Consider the following 3703-nt stretch of genomic DNA (forward strand, 5'->3'; position numbering starts at 1 on the left):
GGCCGGGAACCCGGCGGCGGAACGACGGAGCCGGGCGGGGAGGATCCGCTGGGATGAGGATTTAATGGATAATGGAGATTGGAAAACTGTGTGAGGAAGGCGGACGGGATATGCCCCCCCCGAAAACAAACAGTACGTAGCGAAGGCCTTGCGGCCGGTTCACTACGTACTGTTGTTTTTTTCAGGTTGTGTGTATCTTTCGGTCCCGACGGGTATCAATACGAGCGGGCAAAGACTACGCGGCATGCCGAAGGCTTGCCTGTCACCATACACTTGCCGGGCTCTTTGTCGCCGGGGATGAAGGAGTCGAACGGGATGCAGCGGATGGTTGCTTTGGTCTCTTCCTTGATCTTTTCTTCGGTCTCGGTCGTACCGTCCCAGTGGGCCAGGATGAATCCGCCTTCTTCGATTTTCTCCTTGAATTCATCGTAGCTGTCTACGCTGATGATGCGCTTGTTGCGGTAGTCGAGCGCTTTCTTGTAGATGTTGGCCTGGATGTCTTCGAGGAGGTCTTTTACGTACTCTTCGATGCCCTCGCACGAGCGGGTCTCTTTCTCCAGCGTGTCGCGACGCATGATTTCCATCGTGTTGTTCTCCAGGTCGCGGCCACCCATTACCAGACGCACGGGCACGCCCTTCACTTCGTAGTCGGCAAACTTGAATCCGGGACGTTTGTTGTCGGCATTGTCGTACTTCACGGAGATACCCATTGCCTTCAGTTTGGCCACGATGCCTGCCACTTTCTCGTCGATCTTGGCCAGCATCTCGGCGTTCTTGTAGATGGGCACAATCACTACCTGTATCGGAGCCAGGTGAGGCGGAAGTACCAGTCCGTTATCGTCGGAGTGGGTCATGATCAGGGCTCCCATCAGACGGGTAGATACCCCCCAGGAAGTAGCCCATACGTATTCCAGCTTGTTTTCCTTGTTGACGAACTGCACGTCGAACGCTTTGGCAAAGTTCTGCCCAAGGAAGTGCGATGTACCGCTTTGCAGCGCCTTTCCGTCCTGCATCATGGCCTCGATGGTGTAGGTGTTGAGGGCACCGGCGAATCGTTCGTTGGCCGACTTCACACCCTTGATGACGGGAACAGCCATGTACTTCTCGGCGAAGTCGCTGTAGACGTTCAGCATTCTTACGGCTTCTTCCTCAGCCTCTTCGCGGGTGGCGTGGGCCGTGTGTCCTTCTTGCCACAGGAATTCGGCTGTACGCAGGAACAGGCGCGTACGCATCTCCCAGCGGAATACGTTGGCCCATTGGTTGCACAGGATGGGCAGGTCGCGATAGGAGTTGATCCAGTTCTTGTACGTATTCCAGATGATGGTTTCCGATGTGGGACGGATGATGAGTTCTTCTTCCAGCTTGGCAGCAGGGTCTACCACTACTCCACCCCCGTTCGGATCGTTTTTCAGACGGTAGTGTGTTACTACTGCACATTCTTTGGCGAAGCCTTCCACGTGTTCGGCCTCGCGGCTAAGGAATGATTTGGGGATAAGCAAGGGGAAATATGCGTTGACGTGTCCGGTCTCCTTGAACATTGTGTCCAGCTGACGTTGCATCTTCTCCCAGATAGCGTAACCGTACGGTTTGATAACCATACATCCACGCACAGCCGACTGTTCTGCCAGGTCGGCTTTCACTACCAATTCGTTGTACCACTGAGAATAATTCTCGCTACGTTTGGTAAGGTCTTTCAGTTCTACTGCCATTTTTATTTCGTTTATTATAAGTTTTTCCTATTACGGTTTTTCAAACAGGACGCAAAATTACGAAATTCTTTGCAAAAGTCATTCATTCAGCAGTTTTTTTATCAGCAGTCGGGGTTGGAAGGTGGTGTATGTCCTTTGGGCAGGGTTTCGAATGCTTTTCCGGCAGGGGCGTCCGGGGGGGGGCAACAAAAAAGAGAGGATGTGTCTTTTCATTTTGACACATCCTCCATTGTTCTGAGGGAGCGGCAAGCGGGACTCGAACCCGTGACCCTCAGCTTGGGAAGCTGATGCTCTACCAACTGAGCTACTGCCGCAAGATGTATGTATCGGGAGGGCGACCTCCCTTTTAAAACGTCGGCAAAGGTAATAAAATCTTTTAGAAAGAATCAAGCATTTCCTGATTTATTTCCTACTTTTGTGTGTTATTTCCAATTTTAGAAGAAGACAACCATGAAACGAATCATACTTATCACCGGAGGAGAACGGTCGGGAAAAAGCACTTATGCCGAAAAGCTGGCACTTTCTCTCTCCGCCTCCCCCGTCTACATGGCCACTGCCCGCATCTGGGACGAGGAGTTCCGGCAACGGGTACTCCGGCACCAGGCACGGCGGGGAAAAGAATGGACCAATATAGAGGAAGAAAAGCAGCTGAGCAGGCACGCGGTGGAAGGCCGGGTGGTGCTGATAGACTGCGTCACCCTGTGGGCCACCAATTTCTTCTACGAACTGAAAGCCGATGTCGGCCGGTCGCTCGAAGCCGCCAAGCAGGAGTTCGACCGGTTTACGGCACAAGACGCCACCTTTATCTTCGTCACCAACGAAATAGGTATGGGCGGCACCTCCGGGAACGAAATACAACGGAAATTCACCGATATGCTGGGCTGGCTGAACCAGTATCTGGCAGCAAAGGCCGATGAAGTCGTGCTGATGGTATCGGGCATTCCGGTGAAAATAAAATAGCCCATTAACCATTAATCATTAACCATTCACCATTAATCATTCCCCATTATAATCACCGCATGAAAACGTTCAATATATCCCGTCCGGATATGACCATCCGGGAAGCATTGGTCGATAAGATAAACAACCTGACCAAGCCCAAAGGCTCTTTGGGTATGCTGGAGGCACTTGCCCTCCAGATAGGACTGGTGCAGCAGACCTTGTCGCCTGCCCTGCATCATCCGCAGAACATCATTTTTGCTGCCGACCACGGCATCGTGGAGGAAGGCGTAAGCCTCTCGCCCAAGGAAGTGACTTGGCAGCAGATCAGCAACTTCCTGCATGGGGGCGCCGGAGTCAATTTCCTGTGCCGTCAGCATGGGTTTACACTGAAAATCGTTGATGCAGGTGTCGACTACGACTTGCCTTACGAGAAGGGCATCATCGACATGAAGGTTCGCCGCGGAACCCGCAACTACTTGCACGAGGCAGCAATNNNCTACTTGCACGAGGCAGCAATGAGCCGCGAAGAGATGGAGCTGTGCATCGAACGCGGAGCCGAAGTCGTGAGGCGCTGTCACGAAGAAGGCAGCAATGTGCTTAGCTTCGGGGAAATGGGAATAGGGAACACGTCGGCCTCGTCGTTGTGGATGACCTGCTTCACCGGCATTCCTCTGGAACAGTGCGTAGGTGCCGGCAGCGGACTGAACACCGAAGGCATCCGCCATAAGTATCAGGTGCTACAGCAGGCCTTGCAGCACTATGCAGGCGATTACTCTCCGTGCGACGTGATCCGTTATTTCGGCGGACTGGAGATGGTGATGGCTGTGGGAGCCATGCTTCAGGCAGCCGAATTGAAGATGCTGATTCTGGTGGACGGCTTTATCATGACCAGCTGCATGCTGGCAGCAAGCAAGTTGTATCCTGCTGTCCTCGATTATGCCATCTTCGGGCACTGTGGCGACGAATCCGGCCACAAGCTGCTGCTCGATGCCATGGGGGCGACTCCCCTGCTCCACTTGGGACTTCGTTTGGGCGAAGGTACGGGTGCCATC

The 3703-nt window shown here is 53.4% G+C and carries 3 protein-coding genes and 1 tRNA gene; 2 read left to right on the plus strand and 2 right to left on the minus strand.

Annotated elements, in window-relative coordinates:
• Positions 1-215: 215 nt before the first annotated feature.
• Together proS and QVP67_RS02570 are read right to left on the minus strand one after the other, a co-directional pair.
• The gene (proS, locus tag QVP67_RS02565) at positions 216-1709 is read right to left on the minus strand and encodes a proline--tRNA ligase (protein WP_022161989.1); all 1494 of its coding nucleotides are present in this window, start codon (positions 1707-1709) and stop codon (positions 216-218) included.
• Positions 1710-1950: 241 nt separating this feature from the next.
• Positions 1951-2023 (minus strand) — tRNA-Gly (locus tag QVP67_RS02570).
• A gap of 136 nt (positions 2024-2159) precedes the next feature.
• Here QVP67_RS02570 and cobU point away from each other — a divergent pair.
• Positions 2160-2669, plus strand: coding sequence for a bifunctional adenosylcobinamide kinase/adenosylcobinamide-phosphate guanylyltransferase (gene cobU / locus QVP67_RS02575; protein ID WP_022161990.1), 510 nt, complete (start codon positions 2160-2162; stop codon positions 2667-2669).
• 59 nt (positions 2670-2728) lie between these two features.
• Positions 2729-3703 (plus strand): nicotinate-nucleotide--dimethylbenzimidazole phosphoribosyltransferase (cobT, locus tag QVP67_RS02580; RefSeq protein ID WP_288179825.1); only part of this gene is annotated, 975 nt, incomplete at its 3' end.

This window comes from Bacteroides sp. CAG:633, assembly GCF_000435115.1.
GTDB lineage: Bacteria > Bacteroidota > Bacteroidia > Bacteroidales > Bacteroidaceae > Bacteroides > Bacteroides ndongoniae.

Bases quoted from the DNA above. Each gene is read 5' to 3' on its own strand.
- proS (WP_022161989.1), bottom strand. From the start codon at position 1,709: ATGGCAGTAGAACTGAAAGACCTTACCAAACGTAGCGAGAATTATTCT.
- cobU (WP_022161990.1), top strand. From the start codon at position 2,160: ATGAAACGAATCATACTTATCACCGGAGGAGAACGGTCGGGAAAAAGC.